At 67.9% G+C, this 16,118-nt stretch carries 19 protein-coding genes; 14 read left to right on the top strand and 5 right to left on the bottom strand.

The window, feature by feature from the left end:
- Nucleotides 1-30: 30 nt before the first annotated feature.
- Nucleotides 31-159, bottom strand: a complete 129-nt coding sequence (locus AC07WJ_RS00165; protein WP_494932503.1) for a hypothetical protein — start codon at nucleotides 157-159, stop codon at nucleotides 31-33.
- A 270-nt stretch (nucleotides 160-429) separates the two neighbouring features.
- Between AC07WJ_RS00165 and smc the strand changes: the two genes are divergently transcribed.
- The 8 genes from smc (at nucleotide 430) to AC07WJ_RS00125 (ending at nucleotide 7,605) form a co-directional block, all read left to right on the top strand.
- Nucleotides 430-3,885, top strand: a complete 3,456-nt coding sequence (smc, locus tag AC07WJ_RS00160) for a chromosome segregation protein SMC (protein ID WP_494932502.1) — start codon at nucleotides 430-432, stop codon at nucleotides 3,883-3,885.
- 155 nt (nucleotides 3,886-4,040) lie between these two features.
- On the top strand, nucleotides 4,041-4,340 hold the full coding sequence (locus tag AC07WJ_RS00155; RefSeq protein ID WP_494932501.1) for a BrnT family toxin: 300 nt from the start codon (nucleotides 4,041-4,043) through the stop codon (nucleotides 4,338-4,340).
- Nucleotides 4,273-4,671: a BrnA antitoxin family protein gene (locus tag AC07WJ_RS00150; protein WP_494932500.1), complete on the top strand. Its 399-nt coding sequence runs from the start codon at nucleotides 4,273-4,275 to the stop codon at nucleotides 4,669-4,671. The genes AC07WJ_RS00155 and AC07WJ_RS00150 overlap by 68 nt, the downstream gene beginning before the upstream one ends.
- Before the next feature lie 300 nt (nucleotides 4,672-4,971).
- Nucleotides 4,972-5,328 carry an AtpZ/AtpI family protein gene (locus AC07WJ_RS00145; protein WP_494932499.1) on the top strand — a complete coding sequence of 119 codons (357 nt, stop codon included), beginning with the start codon at nucleotides 4,972-4,974 and terminating at the stop codon, nucleotides 5,326-5,328.
- A 72-nt stretch (nucleotides 5,329-5,400) separates the two neighbouring features.
- Nucleotides 5,401-6,147 carry a F0F1 ATP synthase subunit A gene (locus AC07WJ_RS00140; protein WP_494932498.1) on the top strand — a complete coding sequence of 249 codons (747 nt, stop codon included), beginning with the start codon at nucleotides 5,401-5,403 and terminating at the stop codon, nucleotides 6,145-6,147.
- A 68-nt stretch (nucleotides 6,148-6,215) separates the two neighbouring features.
- On the top strand, nucleotides 6,216-6,443 hold the full coding sequence (locus AC07WJ_RS00135) for a F0F1 ATP synthase subunit C (protein ID WP_136960505.1): 228 nt from the start codon (nucleotides 6,216-6,218) through the stop codon (nucleotides 6,441-6,443).
- Nucleotides 6,444-6,548: 105 nt separating this feature from the next.
- Nucleotides 6,549-7,109, top strand: coding sequence for a F0F1 ATP synthase subunit B (locus AC07WJ_RS00130; RefSeq protein WP_494932497.1), 561 nt, complete (start codon nucleotides 6,549-6,551; stop codon nucleotides 7,107-7,109).
- A gap of 10 nt (nucleotides 7,110-7,119) precedes the next feature.
- The gene (locus AC07WJ_RS00125) at nucleotides 7,120-7,605 is read left to right on the top strand and encodes a F0F1 ATP synthase subunit B family protein (protein ID WP_494932496.1); all 486 of its coding nucleotides are present in this window, start codon (nucleotides 7,120-7,122) and stop codon (nucleotides 7,603-7,605) included.
- 87 nt (nucleotides 7,606-7,692) lie between these two features.
- Here AC07WJ_RS00125 and AC07WJ_RS00120 read toward each other — a convergent pair whose 3' ends face one another.
- From AC07WJ_RS00120 to AC07WJ_RS00110, 3 genes are all read right to left on the bottom strand, one after another.
- Nucleotides 7,693-8,394 (bottom strand): DsbA family protein, encoded by a 702-nt coding sequence (locus AC07WJ_RS00120; protein WP_494932495.1) that lies wholly within the window; start codon nucleotides 8,392-8,394, stop codon nucleotides 7,693-7,695.
- A 136-nt stretch (nucleotides 8,395-8,530) separates the two neighbouring features.
- Nucleotides 8,531-9,223 (bottom strand): thioredoxin domain-containing protein, encoded by a 693-nt coding sequence (locus AC07WJ_RS00115; protein WP_494932494.1) that lies wholly within the window; start codon nucleotides 9,221-9,223, stop codon nucleotides 8,531-8,533.
- Between the two features lie 108 nt (nucleotides 9,224-9,331).
- On the bottom strand, nucleotides 9,332-9,916 hold the full coding sequence (locus AC07WJ_RS00110; protein ID WP_494932493.1) for a DUF6101 family protein: 585 nt from the start codon (nucleotides 9,914-9,916) through the stop codon (nucleotides 9,332-9,334).
- A gap of 371 nt (nucleotides 9,917-10,287) precedes the next feature.
- Here AC07WJ_RS00110 and AC07WJ_RS00105 point away from each other — a divergent pair, with 371 nt between their 5' ends.
- From AC07WJ_RS00105 to lpxK, 6 genes are read left to right on the top strand one after another with little or no spacing between them, the layout of a single operon-like run.
- A complete protein-coding gene (locus AC07WJ_RS00105; protein ID WP_494933797.1) occupies nucleotides 10,288-11,637 on the top strand; it encodes a TldD/PmbA family protein in 1,350 nt (449 codons plus the stop codon).
- The gene (locus AC07WJ_RS00100) at nucleotides 11,624-12,397 is read left to right on the top strand and encodes a 3'(2'),5'-bisphosphate nucleotidase CysQ (protein WP_494932492.1); all 774 of its coding nucleotides are present in this window, start codon (nucleotides 11,624-11,626) and stop codon (nucleotides 12,395-12,397) included. The genes AC07WJ_RS00105 and AC07WJ_RS00100 overlap by 14 nt, the downstream gene beginning before the upstream one ends.
- 53 nt (nucleotides 12,398-12,450) lie before the next feature.
- Nucleotides 12,451-12,687: a DUF4170 domain-containing protein gene (locus AC07WJ_RS00095; RefSeq protein WP_494932491.1), complete on the top strand. Its 237-nt coding sequence runs from the start codon at nucleotides 12,451-12,453 to the stop codon at nucleotides 12,685-12,687.
- A gap of 20 nt (nucleotides 12,688-12,707) precedes the next feature.
- Nucleotides 12,708-13,535, top strand: coding sequence for a lysophospholipid acyltransferase family protein (locus AC07WJ_RS00090; protein WP_494932490.1), 828 nt, complete (start codon nucleotides 12,708-12,710; stop codon nucleotides 13,533-13,535).
- Nucleotides 13,528-14,835 (top strand): 3-deoxy-D-manno-octulosonic acid transferase, encoded by a 1,308-nt coding sequence (locus AC07WJ_RS00085; protein WP_494932489.1) that lies wholly within the window; start codon nucleotides 13,528-13,530, stop codon nucleotides 14,833-14,835. The genes AC07WJ_RS00090 and AC07WJ_RS00085 overlap by 8 nt, the downstream gene beginning before the upstream one ends.
- A 38-nt stretch (nucleotides 14,836-14,873) precedes the next feature.
- The gene (gene lpxK / locus AC07WJ_RS00080; RefSeq protein ID WP_494932488.1) at nucleotides 14,874-15,881 is read left to right on the top strand and encodes a tetraacyldisaccharide 4'-kinase; all 1,008 of its coding nucleotides are present in this window, start codon (nucleotides 14,874-14,876) and stop codon (nucleotides 15,879-15,881) included.
- Here the strand turns inward: lpxK and AC07WJ_RS00075 are convergent.
- The gene (locus AC07WJ_RS00075; protein WP_494932487.1) at nucleotides 15,859-16,098 is read right to left on the bottom strand and encodes a DUF2093 domain-containing protein; all 240 of its coding nucleotides are present in this window, start codon (nucleotides 16,096-16,098) and stop codon (nucleotides 15,859-15,861) included. The two genes, lpxK and AC07WJ_RS00075, sit on opposite strands and share 23 nt — an antisense overlap.
- Between the last annotated feature and the right edge of the window lie 20 nt (nucleotides 16,099-16,118).

Below are 16,118 nucleotides of genomic sequence, written 5' to 3'. Positions count from 1 at the left end.
CCGCCTTTTTCTTTGTCCGCCGGTCGTCCTTTATTGTCCGGCCTTGGGTGGTTTCGGGGTTCCGAGCGCGCCGGCGACCGCCTTGATGGCCACCTTGCCGTAGCGGTCTTCCAGGCGAACACCGCCGTTCGGCTGCGCCCGTGGGGTCTTCGAAACCATTGCTTCCTCCTGAACGGTTTTTCCCGTCCCTGTGTTTGTCCGGCCAATGTAACACGTTCGTGCCGCCGAGCCGAAGGGGGCAGTCGTGCGACGCAACATTCGGCGCGTGCGGCGCGGCGAGAGAGGGTGCCGGCGGCCCTTGGTCAAGCCGTCGAGCGATCCAACATCTTGAGGGCTCCACAGGTTTGTCACGCTAGATGTGGCATTGGCGTATAATTCGTGGCAGTTTGAACGCCTCGCCAAACCCGACCCGCTCGAAGCCCTGGGACCATGAAGTTCTCCCGTCTGCGCATTCTCGGCTTCAAGACCTTCGTGGAGCCGATGGAGTTCCTGATCGAGCCGGGTCTGACCGGCGTGGTCGGGCCGAATGGCTGCGGCAAATCGAACCTCGTCGAGGCGCTGCGCTGGGTCATGGGCGAGAATTCGTTCAAGAACATGCGCGCGTCGGGCATGGACGACGTCATTTTTTCCGGCTCGGGCAGCCGGCCGGCGCGCAACACGGCGGAAGTGACGCTGACCGTCGACAACAGCCAGCGCCTGGCGCCGGCCCAGTTCAACGATCACGACGTGCTCGAGGTTTCGCGCCGGATCGAGCGCGAGGCCGGTTCTGTCTACAAGATCAACGGCCGGGAAGTTCGTGCCCGCGACGTGCAGATGCTGTTCGCCGACGCGTCCACCGGCGCCCGCTCGCCGGCGCTGGTCCGCCAGGGCCAGATCAGCGAGATCATCAACGCCAAGCCGCAGGCGCGCCGCCGCATCCTGGAAGAGGCCGCCGGCATTGCCGGCCTCTATGCCCGCCGGCACGAGGCCGAGACCAGGCTCAGGGCGGCCGAGACCAATCTCGAGCGGCTCGAAGTGGTGCTCGCCCAGATCGAGGGCCAGCTCGACAACCTGAAGCGCCAGGCGCGCCAGGCGGTGCGCTATCGCGGCCTCTCCGCCGATATCCGCAAGGCCGAGGCGACGCTGGTCTTCCTGAAGTTCCGTGAGGCCGGAGAGGCGGTGCGCGAGGCCGAACGCCTGGTCGAGCTGGAAACGCGGGTGGTCGCGGAGCGCACGACGGGCCAGGCCGAGGCCGCCAAGAACCAGGCGATCGCGGCCCATCAGCTGCCGGCTCTGCGTGACGCGGCGGCGAAGGCCGGTGCCGTGCTGCAGCGCCTGGTGGTTGCCCGCGAGCAGCTCGACGGCGAGGAGCGGCGCGCCCGCGAGCGGATCGCCGAGCTGACCCGCCGCGTCGCCCAGCTCGACGGCGACGTCGAGCGCGAAAAAGCGCTCGGCGCCGATGCCGAAGGCGTCCTGGAACGTCTCGGCGCCGAAGAATACGAGCTGCGCGAGGCCATCGACGGCGCCAAGGGCGCCGAAGTCGAGGCCGGCGCTAAGGTGGCCGCGGCCGAAACGACGCTCGCGGGCAGCGAAAAAGCCTTTTCGGAGGCGACCTCGGCGCTGGCCGAGGCGGTTGCCCGGCGCAATCAGCTCGATCGCGCGATCCGCGACGTCGCCGAGCGGCTGCAGCGGCTGGAAGGCCAATTGGCCGAGATTGTCGCCGAGACGGCGAAGCTGGAGGCAAGCTCCGATCATGCCGCCCGGCTCGAAGGCCTGAAGCTGCAGCTCGAGGAGGCCGCCGCGGCGCTCGAGGAGGCGGAGATCGAGGCGGTGGCCGCCGAGGAGGCCCATGCCAGTGCCCGCGACCAGGAGGCCGAGGCGCGCCGGCCGCTCGCCGACGCCGAACGCCAGGTGCAGCATCTCGACACCGAGGCCCGTACGCTCGCCAAGGTGCTGAATGTCTCGCACAAGTCGGCATGGCCGCCGGTGGTCGAGGCGATCCGGGTCGGCAAGGGTTACGAGACCGCGCTGGGCGCGGCACTGGGCGACGATCTCGACGTGCCGACCGCGACCGCTTCGCCCCAGCACTGGGGCGGCGCCGACGCCAGCGGTGACGCGGCCTTGCCTGATGGCGCCGAGCCGCTGTCCGCTCATGTGACGGCGCCGGCCGAGCTCAGCCGGCGCCTGGCCCAGATCGGCATCGTCGCGCGCGCCGACGGCGCCCGCCTCGCCGCCGACCTGAAGCCCGGCCAGCGGCTGGTGTCCAAGCAAGGCGACCTGTGGCGCTGGGACGGCTTCGTGGTGGCCGCCAATGCGCCGACCGCCGCCGCCCGCCGCCTGGCCGAGCGCAACCGGCTCGGCGACATCGAAAAGGATCTGGTGCTCGCCCAGGCCAAGGTCGCCGGGCTGAAGGCGAAGGCGGAAGCCGCGACCACCGCGGCCAGAGTGGCGGCGGCCCGCGAGCAGACCGCTCGCGACGGCTGGCGTGCCGCCCAGCGCGCCGGCGACGGCCTGCGCGACCAGTTGGCGAGCGCCGAACGCGCGGCGGCGAGCGTCATCACCAGGCTCGCGGCGCTGGTCGAGGCGCGCTCGCGGCTGACCGCCAGCATCGAGGAGGCGGCGGGGGTCAAGGCCGACGCCCTGCGCGCGCTGGACAACATGGGCAAGACGGCCCAGCTCGAAGCGGTCCTGGCCGAGAGCCGCATGGAGGTTGCCCAGCATCGCGCCGTGCTCGCCGAGGCACGCGCCAATGCCCAGGGGCTCGCCCGCGAGGCCGAGATGCGCGGCCGCCGGGTCACCGAGATCGGCAATGACCGCAGGGCCTGGCTGACCCGCCAGGCCAATGCCGGCCGGCAGATCGCCGATCTCGAACGCCGCCTGGCCGAAGCCCGGACCGAAGCTCAGGGGCTGGCCGACGCCCCGGACACCCTCATCGAGCAGCGCCGCGCGCTGATCAGCCGGATCCATGACGCCGAGGCCGCCCAGAAGGAGGCCGCCGATACCTTGTCGATCGGCGAGACCGCGCTGGCCGATGCCGACCGCTCGGCGCGCTCGGCGCTGGAGGCCATGTCGGGCGCGCGCGAAGCGCTGGTCCGGGCCGAAGCGAGGCTCGAGGCGACCCAGGGGCGCAAGCGCGAGATCGAGCTGGAGATCACCGAGAAGTTCGAGGTGCAGCCGCTCGCGCTGCTCAAGATCGCCGGTCTCGCGGCGGACGCCGAAATGCCTGCCGCCCGCGACCTCGAAGAGGCGCTGGACCGGCTGAAGCGCGAGCGTGAAAAGCTCGGCGGCGTCAATCTGCGCGCCGATGATGAACTGACCGAGATCCAGGCGCAGTTCGACGGCATGATCGCCGAGCGCGACGATCTGGTCGAGGCGATCAAGAAGCTCAGGGCCGGCATCGGCTCGCTGAACCGGGAAGGCCGGGAGCGGCTGCTCGCCTCCTTCGCCATCGTCAACGAAAACTTCCAGCGGCTGTTCTCCACCCTGTTCGGCGGCGGCACCGCCGAGCTGCAGCTGGTCGAATCGGACGATCCGCTGGAGGCCGGCCTCGACATTCTGGCGAAACCCCCGGGTAAGAAGCCGCAGACCCTGTCGCTCCTGTCGGGCGGCGAGCAGGCGCTGACCGCGATCGCCCTGATCTTTGCGGTGTTCCTGACCAATCCGGCGCCGATCTGCGTGCTCGACGAGGTCGACGCGCCCCTCGACGACGCCAATGTCGAGCGCTATTGCGACCTGCTGCAGGACATGACGCGCACCACCCAGACCCGCTTCGTGGTGATCACCCACAATCCGATCACCATGAGCCGGATGAACCGGCTGTTCGGCGTCACCATGGCCGAACGCGGCATCTCGACCCTGGTCAGCGTTGATCTCGACCGCGCCGAGCACCTGATCGCGGCGGAATAGCCAGATACATGCTTGGCGCGGTAGCTACATCAGTATATACATATCTGCGGCAAAGGCCTCCGTATTGAAGGGGCCACTGCTACCATGGGCGATAGTCCCTGGCTTGATTGCGATTTCCGCGCGAGCGAGGCTGGCCAATCAAGTTGGGTGCCAGCATGGAATTCGAATGGGACGAGAATAAGCGTCTGTCGAATATGGCGAAGCATGGCATCGACTTTCGAATTGCCGCGACGCTTTTTGAAGGATCGTCGATTTCCTATCGTTCGGACAGATCTGACGAGGAACGTTGGACGTCCGTCGGATCGGTGAACGGCCAACTTGTCGCGGTGGCCTGGACGACGAGAGGGGCGGCGATTCGGATTATCTCCGCGCGAAGGGCTAGACCCGATGAAAGAGAAAATTACGCGCGTCACCATGGACGAGATCCGATCCGGCAAGTTACCGGACCAGACTGACTGGGCACGCGTGCGGGCCATGACCGACGAAGATGTCGAGCGGGCGATCGCCGAGGATCCCGACGCCGATACGATGGTCGACGACCCCACCGAAATCTATGTCGGGATCGTCGCCGACTGGACGCCGCCGCCGCGCAAGGCCGCTATTTCGATCCGCCTCGACGAGGACGTCCTGGCCTTCTTCAAGGCGGCGAAGGGCCCCTATCAGACCCATATCAACGCGGTGCTGCGATCCTACATGACGTCGGTGACCAAGGCGCGCGGCGGCAAGGCCATGGTCAAGAGCCGCCCGGCGCGGCGCAAATCCATGCCGAAATCCGCCGCCGAGTAAGCCGTCGCCGCGCGCCGGACGGGCGCCCTTGCGGCGCTTGGCACTCCGATCATTCCCGTTGGGTGGCCGATCCGCGCCCGAACCCATGCGGCCGACTGTCGCTCGGCCATGCAGGGGTGATAGGACAATCGGATTATCTTTCGAAAATCATTCAAAAAATCAGTAGGTTAAACTAAAATCGGGCGTCCTTGACACAGTTTCGCCCCGTCACTATAGGTGTGCCCGGCTTACGGGGGGTGGCAGACCGGCGTCCTTCCGTGGTTTCGCAAGATCTGACCGGGCCGGCCGAAAAGGCGGGTCATGGCGAAAGACAGGCGGAACGACGGGACGGAAGGCGGGCGGTCGTCCGAAGAAGCCGACCTCGACGCGCGTCGTCGCGCTCTCGGATCGAAGCTCGAAGCCCTCGAGCAAAAACGAGCCGAGACGCGCGGTTCTGCCAACCAGTCGGGCGATAAGTCGGGCATGGGGAGCGGCTTCCGCTACTCGGCCGATTTCGTTTCGGCGGTTCTTGTCGGTTGCGGCATCGGATGGTTGTTCGATCGCCTGCTCGGCACGCGGCCCTGGGGTCTGATGATTTTCGTCGTGCTCGGCTTCGTCGCGGGGGTTTTCAACCTCCTCAGGCTCGCCGAACGCGAACGCCGGCAGCGCGACCAATAGGACGCGATGGCGGTTCGCCGCGAGGCCTTGGCCCCGCGACTGTGGCATAAAGAGAACTGGAGCAGCCGTCCGATGGCGAGCCCGATCGCACAATTCGAGATCAAGCCGCTCATTGCACTCGGCAAGATCGGTCAGTCGCCGATCGCATTCACCAATTCCGCCGCCTTCATGTTTGTCGCGGTGGCGATCATCATCGGCTTCCTGCTGCTCTCGACGCGCGGTCGCGCGCTGGTGCCGTCCAGGTGGCAGTCGCTGGCGGAGATGTCCTACGAATTTGTCGCCAATACGGTGCGACAATCGGCCGGCCATGAAGGCATGAAGTTCTTCCCGCTGGTGTTTTCGCTGTTCATGTTCGTGCTGATCGCCAACCTGGTTGGCTTGATCCCCTACACGTTCACCGTCACCAGCCACATCATCGTCACCTTCCTGCTGGCCATGCTGGTGTTCCTGACCGTGGTGGTCTACGGCTTCGCCGCGCACGGCATGCATTTCTTCCGCCTCTTCGTGCCGTCGGGCGTGCCGGGCTACGTGCTGCCGCTGGTCGTCGTCATCGAGGTCATCTCGTTCCTGTCGCGGCCGATCTCGCTCTCGGTTCGTCTGTTCGCCAACATGCTGGCCGGACACATCGCGCTGAAGATCTTCGCCGGTTTCGTCGCCTCAATGCTGGGTGCCGGCATCTGGGCGATCTTCGCGCCGCTGCCGCTGGCGCTGGCCGTCGGCCTGACCGCGCTGGAACTGCTGGTCGCTTTCCTGCAGGCCTATGTCTTCACCATCCTGACCTGCATCTACCTCAACGACGCGCTGCATCCGGGTCACTGATCCCGGTCGTCGCGCGTCACCCTTCCAAACCATCATTCCCCTTCATCGACACCTCCAAGGAGTTCATCATGGATCCGGTTGCAGCGAAGTATCTCGGCGCGGGCCTGGCCTGCATCGGCATGGCCGGCGCCGCCATTGGCGTGGGCAACATCTTCGGTCAGTTCCTTTCGGGCGCCCTGCGCAACCCGAGCGCCGCTGACGGCCAGTTCCCGCGTCTGATTTTCGGCTTCGCCGTGACCGAAGCGCTCGGGATCTTCTCGCTCCTGATCGCGCTCCTGCTGCTCTTCGCGGTCTGATACGAGCCGGCCGGGCGGCCATCGCGCCGCCCCCGATATCCCGGGGCTTCGGCGCCAATGGCGCCGGGCCCTTCTCGGCTTGCTTTAGGATCCTGAGGATCGGTCATGGCTTCTCCCACGACAACCGGCGCGCATTCCGCCGGAACCTCCGTGCCGCATGATGCACACGGTAGCGTAGGGTTCCCGCCCTTCCAGGGCGATACCTTCCTGTCGCAGATCCTGTGGCTGGTGATCGCATTCGGCCTGCTCTACTGGCTGCTGTCCAAGGTGGCTTTGCCGCGCATTGGCGGCATCCTGCAGGACCGCAGCGAGCGGATCGCCCGCGATCTCGAGGAAGCGCAGCGGCTGAAGGCCGAGTCGGAAGCCGCCGGTGCGGCCTACGAGAAGTCTCTGGCCGATGCCCGCGGCAATGCCCAGGCGATCGCCGCCGAAACCCATGCCAAGGTCGCGGCCGAGGCGGAGACCACCCGCAAGGCCCTGGAGGCCGATCTGACCGCCAAGCTGCAGAAGGCCGAAGCACAGATCGCCGCCGCCAAGACCCAGGCGATGACCAATGTCCGCGGTATCGCCATCGAGACGGCCCCGAGCATCGTGTTGCAGCTGACCGGCAAGGCGCCGGCCGCTGACGATGTCGAGAAGGCCGTCGACGCGGCCCTGAAGAGCTGAGGAAAGCACCATGTTCTTCGAAGCTGAAACCTGGGTCGCCGTCGCCTTTCTGATCTTTGTCGGGATCCTCGGCTATTTCGGTGTCCACAAGCTGGTGCTGAACGCCATCGACGACCGTGGTCGCAAGATCCAGGGCGAACTCGCCGAGGCCAAGCGCCTGCGTGAGGAAGCCCAGGCCATCGTCGCCGATTACAAGGCCAAGCAGGTCGCGGCCGAGAAGGAAGCGGTCGCCATCGTCGCGGCGGCCAAGGCCGACGCCGAGCGGCTCGCGGCCGAAGCCAAGACCAAGGTCGAGGACTTCGTCGCCCGTCGCACCAAGATGGCCGAAGCCAAGATCTCCCAGGCCGAAGCGCAGGCGGTTGCCGATGTGCGGGCTGCCGCGGCCGATGTCGCGACCGCTGCTGCCGGCGCGGTGCTCGCCGATATCGCCAGGGGCGCCGGTGGCAACGACCTGATCAAGGCCGGCATCGCCGAGGTCAAGGCAAAGCTGAACTGATCGGCGCCAGGCCCTTCAAGACGATCAAAAAGGCCGCCGGGATCGCTCCCGGCGGCCTTTTTCTTGAGTCTCCGAGGGGGGCGCCGGTCAGGCCGGCGGCAGCAGCGGCAGGATGACCTTCTCGAATTCCTCCAACGGCTGGGCACCGAGAACCCGGCGGCCATTGACGAAGAAGGTCGGGGTCGAATCGACGCCGAACACGCTGGTGGCGCGATCGCGCACCGCGTTCAGCGCGTCCAGGATCGCCTGGTTGTTCAGGCAGGCCTCGAAGGCCGCCTGGGTGATGCCGGCCTGCCGAGCGATGCCGGTGACGGCGGTCAGCGGGTCATTGGTGAAGGCCCAGTTGCGCTGTTCCCGGAAGAACACGTTGATCATCGCGAAATAGCGCGACTGGTCGCCGCTGGACATGCCGTCGGCACCGAGCGCGCAACGCGTCAGCATATAGACGGCGGTATCGAGCTGGTTCAGCGGGAACTCGCGGAACACCAGCTTCACCTTGCCGGTATCGATATATTTTTCCTTCAGTCCCGGCAGGATGGCAGTGTGGAAATGCGCGCAGTGGCCGCAGGTCAACGAGGCATATTCGACGAGCGTCACCGGTGCATCGGCATTGCCGAGGACGCAATCGCCGAGCGGGCCGGGCGTCATCAGCTCCTTGACGTCGACGGTTTCGGCCGCGCTGCGCCGCGGGCCCTGGGCGAGCGCGGGGCCGGTCGATGCCAGCGCCAGCGCGCCGGTCAGTGCCAGGCCGGCCGTCCCCTCGAGAAGTTCTCTACGCGACAATGACATGTCGATTTTTCCTTGTGCCCAGTCAAAGCATGTCAACGCCAATACCCGTCGCGTTCCAGCATGGCAACATCGCGACGATCACTTGACCTGGCCGCGATAGTCACGGTTCCGCGAGAAACCGCGCGGCCGGGTGACGTTAGAGCAATGTGCCGATCAAGGCCTCGAGATCGGCATCGCTGCCGGTTGCCTTGCGGCCGTTGACGAAGAAGGTCGGCGTCGAATTGACCCCGAAGCGGCCGGCCGCGCGGTCGCGGCTGTGCAGGACCGCGTCGAGGATCGCCTGATCGCGCAGGCACCGCTCGAGATCCTCCTGCGCATAGCCGACGCTGGTGGCGATCCTGGCCAGCGCGACGATCGGGTTGTCGGCGCCCATCCACTGCCGCTGCTGGCGGAACAGGGCGTCGAGATAGACGAAATAGCGCTCCTGGTCGCCGAGTGCCCGGCCCTGCGAGCCGAGCGTGCAGCGGGCGAAGATATAGGCGGCGAGGTCGAGCTGGTTCAGCGGATATTCGCGGAACACCAGCCGCATATGGCCGCGGTCGATGAATTTCTGCTTCAGTCCGGGCAGCGTGGCGATGTGGAACTGCGCGCAGTGCGGGCAGGTCGCCGAGGCATATTCCACCAGGGTGACGGCGGCGTCGGGCGCGCCGAGCGTGCAGTCGCCGAGCGGGCCGGGAACCATCAGCTGGACGATGTCGACACTCGTCGTCGCCGCGTCGGGCGCCTGTGCCCGCAGCGTCATCTGGGCGCGCGCCGGCGCGGCGCCGAAGGCGGCGGCCGATCCGGCCAGCGCGCTCGAGGCGAGGATGCCGCGTCGCGATATCGGCATGACAGTGCTCTCCGGCCCCGCGATCCTTGCCGCGGGAATGGCCGGACTTTGCGCCAGGGCTCGGCGAAGATGCAATGCGTCAGTCCGCCATGGTCGCGCAAAGCCCGGTCACGACCGCGCGATGATTTCCCGTTCGCGATGGACCGGCCGTCCGGCGACCGCTCCGCCGGCCTTGCGGCGCATCAGCGCCATCGGGCGGCGGGCGCGCAGCGCGGAATGGCGCCGCCGGCGCGGTCCGGGCCGGCCGAGAGTAACCTGGCCGAGCCGGTCGAAAGCCTCGCGGATCAGGCCGTCCTGTTCGATCACCAGCAGCGGCAAGGCGAAGGCGCGCGCCCAGAACTGCCATTCGGCGACAACCTCGTCGCCGTCGGCGGCAACGAAGAGCGGCACGTTGAGGTCCGGATCGGCGTGAACCAGCACGACCTCGACCCTGTCCGTGCCATGGATGGCACCGTCGCCGACCCGCACCGCGACGCCGCGATAGGCGGCAACGGGCAATTGCAGCTTCATCTTGGCGCCGCCGGCGGTCCTGCGGATGACCAGGCGATCGTCGAAGAGGTCGATCGACCGGGCACCGCCGTCCGCCCCGGCGTCGGGGACGGAGAAGCGGGCCGGAAGGCGGGTGGGATCGAGGCGCAGGGCCTCGATCCCGGCGGAGGCTCCGCCGGATTCCGTTTGACGCGACACTTGCATGCTCCCTGGGGTCTTCGGCCGCTTCATGAGCAGCTCTCGCCCCGTCGTTATCCCGACTGTCGCAGCATTTCTTGTCTGCGAGCTTAAGCGGAACGGTTAAGCGGAGCTCAATCCAATCCGGACATATGCGGTTGTTTGGCTATGCTTGAGAAAGGCTTGGCGTGCTTGCTTTCGGAATGCTTGGGAGACGTGCTTTCGCAAAGCTTCAGAGGCAGGATGAATCAATCATTACGGAATTCGCTGCGATTCGACCGAAGCTCTGCTCGCGCGATCGTGCGGCGGGCCACCGGATGAATCGGCCATGGCGCCTTGAAACCGGCCGTTCCGCCCCCTACACCGGGACAACCCTTCCGATGGCCACAGGCATGCTCATGTCCGATCTGCTCGATACCGAGATTCTCATCGATCGGGCGCGCCGCCTGGCGGCGGCCGCGCGCAAGGCCGGTGCCGATGCCGCCGACGTGGTGGCGGTACGCGGCATGTCGGTCGGCATCCAGCTGCGCGACGGCAAGGTCGAGGCTACCGACCGGGCCGAAGGCGACGACGTGGGCCTGCGCGTCTTTGTCGGCCGGCGCAGCGCTTCGGTCTCGTCCAATGACCCGCGCGAGGATGTCGCGGCGCTCGCCGAGCGGGCGATCGCCATCGCCCGCGTCGCCCCCGAGGATCCGGTGGCCGGCCTCGCCGATCCGGCCGAGCTCGCCAAGCGCTGGCCCGATCTCGATCTGCTCGATCCGATGCTGGCCGATGTCGCCGAACTCGAGGAGCTCGCCCGCCGCACGGAAGCCGCGGCGCTGGCCGTGACCGGTGTCAGCAAATCCGGTGGGGCGGGGGCAAGCGCCGGTCTCGGCGGTTTCGCGCTGGTCACCTCGACCGGTTTCGAGGGCGCCTCGCTCGGCTCCTGGACCTCGTTCCAGGTCACCGCGATCGCCGGCGAGGGCACCGGCATGGAACGCGACTATGATTATTCCTCGGTGCGTCATCGCGCCGACCTGGACTCGCCCGAGGCCATCGGCATCAGCGCCGGCGAGCGGGCGGTGCGCCGCCTGAATCCGCGCAAGGTCGATACCCGCAAGGTGCCCGTCATTTTCGATCCACGCACCGCGGCGAGTTTCCCGGGCCATCTGGCGGGGGCCGTCAACGGCCAGGCCGTGGCGCGCAAGACCTCATTCCTGCGCGACAAGCTCGGCCAGCGCGTCTTCAAGCCGGGCGTCGCCATCATCGACGATCCCCTGCGGCCGCGCGGCCTCGGCTCCCGGCCGTTCGACGGCGAGGGCGTTGCCGCCAGCCGCCTGGCGGTGATCGAGGACGGCATCCTGACCAGCTGGTTCCTGGACACGGCGACGGCCCGTGAGCTCGGCCTGAAGACCACCGGCCATGCCAGCCGCGGCGTCGGCGGTCCGCCGGCGCCCGGCAGCACCAATCTTCACCTTGCCGCCGGCACCGAGACGCCGGAGGCGATGATCCGGTCGATCAAGGACGGGCTCTATGTCACCGACATGATCGGCAGCGGCGTCAACATGGTCACCGGCGACTATTCCCGCGGCTGTTCCGGCTTCTGGATCGAGAATGGCGAGCTGGCTTTCGCGGTGGCCGAGATCACCATTGCCGGCAACCTGGTCGACATGTTCCTGAATCTGACGCCGGCCAACGATCTCAGCTTCAAATATGGCACCAACGCACCGACCGTGCTGGTCGAAGGCCTGACCATTGCCGGACGCTGACGATCTGGTGCTGCGCGATCTGCTGGTCGCGCTCGCGACGGAAGCGGGCGCGATCGCGGTCGACTTCGCCAAGCGCGGCATGAAGACCTGGACGAAGGAACATTCCTCGCCGGTCACCGAGGCCGATATCGCCATCGACACCTTCCTGAAGGAGCGCCTGGGCGCCGCGCGGCCCGAGTTCGGCTGGCTCTCCGAAGAAACCGCCGACGACCCCGCCAGGCTCGGCAAGCGGCATGTGTTCATCGTCGATCCGATCGACGGCACCCGCGCCTTCGCCGGCGGCCTGCCGGACTGGACGGTGTCGCTGGCGGTCGTGCGCGACGGCCGGCCGGTGGCCGCGGCCCTGGCCGAACCGGAAGCCCGGCGCGTCTTTGCCGCCGCTCTCGGCCACGGCGCGACCATTGGCGGCCGGCGGATCGCCGCGGGCACGCGCGGCAGCCTCAGCGGCGCCCGTCTCGCCGGGCCGAAGCCGATGCTGGAAAGGGCCCAGGCGCAAGGCGCCATCCTGCTGCCGAAGATCCATTCCCTGGCCCTGCGCTTCGCCAAGGTCGCGGCCGGCGAGATCGATGCCGGCTTCGCCGGTGGCCGCAGCCATGACTGGGACCTTGCGGCGGCCGATCTTTTGGTGCACGAAGCAGGCGCATCATTGACCGGCTTCGACGGTGCCGTGCCCATCTATAACCGGCCCGCTCCCGTGCATGTTCCGCTCGTTTGCGCCGGTTTTCCGCTGCACGGGCTGTTGACCAGCACAATCCGGTAGCGTGCTCGATCGGCCGCCGCGAACGGTCACGAATTGACGGAGTGACTGTCGCCATGTCCGGCACCAGCGAAACCAAGCAGCTTCTGCATCTCGTCTTCGGCGGCGAGCTGACGCGTCTCGACGGCACCGAGTTCAAGGACCTGTCCAAGCTCGAGGTCGTCGGCATCTTCCCCAATTACGCCACCGCGCACGCCGCCTGGAAGGGCAAGGCCCAGCAGACCGTGGACAATGCGCATATGCGCTTCTTCATCGTCCATCTGCATCGCCTGCTCGATCCGGACGCGGCCTGACGCCGGCGACCGCTCGTCCCATGTCCTTCCTGAAACGCCTCGGCCGGTCGGCGCGCGTGCGCTCGGCCGCGGGCTCCTTCCTGGCCGGCTATCTCAAGCTGGTCTGGAACACCGGCCGGTTCGCCTTCGACCCGCCCAATCTCTACGATTATGCCGATGCCAACCTGCCGGTGATCTTCGCCATGTGGCACGGTCAGCATTTCCTGACCCCCTTCGTGCGCAAGCCGGAGATCGAGGCGGCGGTGCTGATCTCGCGCTCGGCCGACGGTGAAATGAACGCCATCGCCGCCGAGAAGCTCGGCATCAGGACGATCCGCGGCTCGGGCGACCATCGCGGCCAGTTCGCCCGCAAGGGCGGTGTCGGCGCTTTCTTCGAAATGCTCGAGACGCTGAAATCCGGCACCACGGTGGCGGTCACCGCCGACGTGCCGAAGGTTGCCAGGAAAGCCGGGCTGGGCATCGTCATGCTGGCCAAGCATTCGGGCCGGCCGATCCTGCCGATCGCCATCGCCACCGCGCGGCGCATCGACTTGAAGTCCTGGGACAAGGCGAGCATCAATCTGCCATTGTCCCGGGGTGCAGTGGTCGCCGGCAAGCCGATCTGGGTGCCTGCCGATGTCGACGACGCGGCGCTGGAAATCTGGCGGCAAGCGGTGGAAGACGAGATGAACCGGGCAACGGCCAGGGCCTATGAGATTGCCGAGGGTCGTGCCGCGCCGGCGCTGTGGTCGGATGACGAGGTCGCCGCGCTGATCAGTGCCCGCGACCGGTCGGACGCCTCGCGGCGGGGCTCCGAAGCCGGCGCGCCGCAGGAACCGCAAAACCGCGCCGGGGCCGGCAATGGCTGAGTGGCAGCGCTATCGCACGACCGCATTGTTGCGCAGTTACGCGCGGGCCACGGCGCTGCTGGCACCAGCCGCCGATCTCCTGGCCCGCCGGCGTCTCGGCCAGGGCAAGGAAGACCCGGCCCGGGTCCAGGAACGCCGTGGCACGGCGACCGTGGCCCGCCCGCCGGGCCGGCTGGTCTGGCTCCATGGCGCGAGCGTCGGCGAATTCCTGTCGATCGTGCCGCTCGTTCAGCGCTTGCAGGCGCGCGGCGTCACGGTGCTGGTCACCACGGTGACGCGGACCGCGGCGGCACTGGCCGCCAAGCGCCTGCCGCCGGGCGCCATTCACCAGTTCATGCCCTGGGACGTGCCGTCCTTCGTCGACCGCTTTCTCAACCATTGGCAGCCGGATCTGGCGATCTTCGCCGAATCCGAGCTCTGGCCGAACCTGATCATGCGCACCACCGCGCGCGGCACGCCGCTGATCCAGGTCAACGGGCGCATGTCGGAGCGATCGTTCAAGGGCTGGATGCGCGTGCCGCGCTCGATCGGATCGCTTCTGTCGCGTTTCGAGCTGTGCCTGATGCAGACGGTCGATGACGCCCGCCGCGTCGAGGCGCTCGGCGCGCCGCGGGTGTCGACCACCGGCAACCTGAAATTCGACGTACCGGCGCCGGCGGCGGAGCCGGCGGCCGCCACCGCCCTGACCCAGGCGATCGGCAGCCGGCCGGTCTTCCTGGCCGCCTCGACCCATGAGGGCGAGGACGAGATCGTGCTGAAGGCGCACCGGCTGATGGCGCCGCGCCTGCCAAATCTCTTGACCATCATCGCGCCCCGCCATCCCGAGCGCGGCGGCGCCATCGCCGGGCTCGCGGAGAGCGAGGGGCTGGTAACGGCCCAGCGTTCGGCCGGCGGGCTTCCCGATGTCGGGACCGCCGTCTATGTCGCCGACACCTTGGGCGAGATGGGGCTGTTCTACCGCATGGCGCCGGTGGCCCTGCTCGGCGGCTCGTTGATCCGGCACGGCGGCCAGAACCCGATCGAGCCGGCCAAGCTCGGCGCCGCCATCCTGCACGGGCCGCATGTGCATAATTTCGCCGCCGTCTATGCGGCGCTTGCTGAAAAGGGCGGCGTCAGGCAGGTCGACACCGCGGAGAGCCTGGCCGCGACCGTGACCCTGCTGCTGACCGACCCGGGGCAGCGGGCCGCCCAGCGGCAGGCCGCCGGCGAGACCGTGGCATCGCTCGGCGGCGCCCTGGAGCGGACGCTTGCCGCCATCGAGCCCTATTTCCTGGCGTTGGCCATGAAAAATGCGTCGTGAAAAATGCATCGTGAGAAACGCGTCGTGAGGACCTGCGCGTGAAGGCGCCGGGCTTCTGGTCCGATCCGGCCGACATTGCCGGGCGTCTTCTTTCGCCGCTGGGATCCATTGTCGGGGCGGTGACGCTCAGGCGCATGGCAGGGCCGGGTGCGCGCGCCGCCCTACCGGTGATCTGTATCGGCAATCCGACCGTCGGCGGCTCGGGCAAGAGCCCCGCGACGCTGATGGTCGCGAGCCGGCTGGCGACGCTCGGCCATCGGCCGGCGATCCTGACCCGTGGTTATGGCGGCCGGCTTTCCGGCCCGCTGCAAGTCGATCCAGGCCGGCACGACGCCCCGGCGGTAGGCGACGAGGCGCTGGTTCACGCCCGAAACTTCCTCACCGTCGTCGCGCGTGACCGGGTCGCCGGCGCCGCATGCGCGGCAAGCCAGGGCGCGACCATCGTGGTGATGGATGACGGTTTCCAGAATCCCTCCCTGATCAAGGATCTCGCGGTTCTCGTCGTCGATGCCGCCGCTGGCCTCGGCAATGGCCGGATCATCCCGGCGGGTCCGCTCAGGGCGCCTTTCGCGCCCCAGCTGGCCCGGGCGCAGGCGCTGCTGGTCGTCGGTTCGGGCCCGGCTGGTGAGGATCTCGCGGCTCGCGCGGCGGAACAGGGGCACGTCGTCATCACGGCCCGGCTGGTACCGGATCCGGCCGTTGCCGCCTGGCTCGCGGGGCGTGACGTCCTGGCCTTCTGCGGCATCGGACGGCCGGCGAAATTCATCGAGACGCTGGGTGAGGCGGGCGCGCGCAATGCCGTGCTCCGCCCGTTTCCGGATCATCACGCCTATGGGGACGGCGATGCGCGGCGGCTGCTCGACGAGGCCTCACGCACCGGCCTGCCGCTGGTCACCACCGAAAAGGACGCGGTCAAATTGCATGGCTCGGCCGCACTTGCCGCGCTCGGCGCGGCGGCCACCGTCGTGCCGGTCCGGCTGACGCCGGACGAGCCGGCCGCGCTCGACCGGCTGCTTCGGCCGTTCAGCCGCCCGACAGCATCTTGAAGCGGGCGGGATGCTGCCGCGCGAGCACCGCTTCCGGGCTCGCATAGGCTTCCTGAAGCTGGACGCTCCAATATTTCAGGTCGTCCAGAACGATCGCCTGGCCGGTCACGGCGCAGCGCACGAAGGCGCCGGGCCTGACGATGCGATAGTCGCCGTCGAGATAGCGAAGCTCGGCTTCGCCATCGGCTGGACGGCCCGGGGTCAGGCGGTTGAGCATGGCCGGTTCACATCCTGCTG

The sequence above is a fragment of the Phreatobacter sp. GW821-FHT04C01 genome, from assembly GCF_059420385.1.
This window is presented reverse-complemented; position numbering and strand designations above follow the sequence as displayed.